The organism is Pseudoalteromonas sp. TAB23, from assembly GCF_000498075.1.
Lineage (GTDB): Bacteria > Pseudomonadota > Gammaproteobacteria > Enterobacterales > Alteromonadaceae > Pseudoalteromonas > Pseudoalteromonas arctica.
Map to the genome: position 1 here is coordinate 1 of NZ_AUTP01000061.1, position 591 is coordinate 591.

1 protein-coding gene is annotated in these 591 nt (G+C 44.0%); it reads right to left on the minus strand.

Going from position 1 to position 591, the window contains the following annotated elements; genetic code table 11:
• On the minus strand, nt 1–591 hold a 591-nt coding region (locus tag L654_RS0101525), incomplete at both ends, for a phosphotransferase (protein ID WP_029753451.1).

The following is a 591-nucleotide window of genomic DNA, read 5'->3' on the forward strand; positions in this document are numbered from 1 at the left end:
GCTACACCTTGTTCATCAAATCGTGGGGATGATTGCTCCCCCGACATTTGTGCTTCACCAATAAAGTACACATCGCCCATACGCGCATTAGTTGTACTTAAATCGCCCGACATTAAATCCATAAAGTTACTCGCAACAGGGTTACCATCACTATCGAGCTGTGCATACACAGAGCTGCCCCAATCCACTAACGACAGCGCATCAGTGTTTGCATCCCAAACAAGGTTTGAAGGTTTTATATCGCCATGCACTATAGGTTGTGGGCTAACGCCATTTTTGTGGCTGCGTAAATCAATTAATACATTACGTAACCTAACAGCTAGCGCCATTATTTGCGCGGCACTAAAGCGCCCTGTTTTAAGCGATACTTTTTCAAGGTCCTCTCCAATGGCGCGAGCCATCATTAAAATCCCTTGTTTTTTAATTCGCTCAAATGCATAAAAGGTAGGCACTAAGGGGTTATCAATTTGCGAAAGCATATACGCTTCGTCTTCTAGGCGGTCACGTACACTTTGGGCAAGCGTAATACGCGAAAACTTAAATACCCAAGGTAAGCCGTTATCGTCATCACCTGCAAATACAAAACCAAAA